Annotated in this window: 1 protein-coding gene; it reads left to right on the top strand. The window is 76.8% G+C overall.

Annotated elements, in window-relative coordinates; genetic code table 11:
- A partial coding sequence (locus GL263_RS27190; RefSeq protein ID WP_228456867.1) for an acyltransferase domain-containing protein occupies window positions 1-1,007 on the top strand: 1,007 nt, incomplete at its 5' end.
- Between the last annotated feature and the right edge of the window lie 4 nt (window positions 1,008-1,011).

Below are 1,011 nucleotides of genomic sequence, written 5' to 3'. Positions count from 1 at the left end.
GCCCCACCGCCTCCGGACGGTCCGTCCATCTCTTCCCCGGCCAGGGCGACTTCTCCCTCACCTCCCTGGTCAACGCCGCCCGTGACCACGCCCCGTTACGCCGGGCGGTGTCCGACGTCCTGGAGCGGGTCGACGGCGTCGCGGCGGAGCGTGGCGTCCCGGCGCTGCGGCCGTGGCTGCTGGGCACGGCGCCGCCGAGCGCGCGGGAACTCGCCGAAGCACCGACCGGCACCGCCCAGATCGCCCTGTTCGGCGCGTCGGTCGCCATCCACCGGGCGCTGAGCCGGACTCTCGGGCCCCCCGACGCGGTGGTGGCGGTGAGCTTCGGCGAGATCGCGGCCCTCACCGCCGCCGGCGCGCTCACCGTCGAGGACGGGGCGCGGGCCGCCCACGACCTGGCGTGCGTACTCACGACCTGCCCCGGCGGCCTGACGCTGCTCCGCTGCTCGCCGGCGACGGCACGGCGCCTGATCCGCGACACCGGTGACCACCCCGATCTCCAGGACGGCCGAGGCGCCGACAGCGACGGCGCCTCGGAGGTGGCCGTCGCCGTGGTCAACGACAGCAGTTCGGTGGTCGTGAGCGGCCCGCTCGACAAGCTGTGCCTGGTCGAACGGGCGGCCGCCGAGCACGGCGTCACGGCCGCCCGGCTGCGGCTACCGTTCAGCTCGCACCACCCCGGGCTGCGCGCCCAGGCCGCGGCGTTCACCGACGCCCTGCGCGGCTATCCGATGAAGGCACCCCGGCTCCCGGTCTATTCCGCCGTCGCCGGCCGCGCGTACCAGGCCGACGACAGCCTGGCCGAGCGGCTCGCCGACTGCCTGACCAGACCGGCGGAGCTGCCGCCCGTACTGCGCCGGGCCGCCGCCCACCACCCCGGACCTCTCCTGGAGGCCGGCACCGGTCGCGCCCTCGCCGACAGCGCACGCCGTGTGCTGCGGGCGAACGGCCGGGAGGCGCCGCCCGCGGTACGGGCGCCGCTCGCCGAGACCGACTTCCCCTGGTGACACC

It is taken from the genome of Streptomyces durbertensis (assembly GCF_014156695.1).
Classification (GTDB): Bacteria; Actinomycetota; Actinomycetes; order Streptomycetales; family Streptomycetaceae; genus Streptomyces; species Streptomyces durbertensis.
The sequence above is the reverse complement of the archived record's forward strand: the minus strand, read 5'-3'. Positions and strand labels throughout refer to the sequence as shown.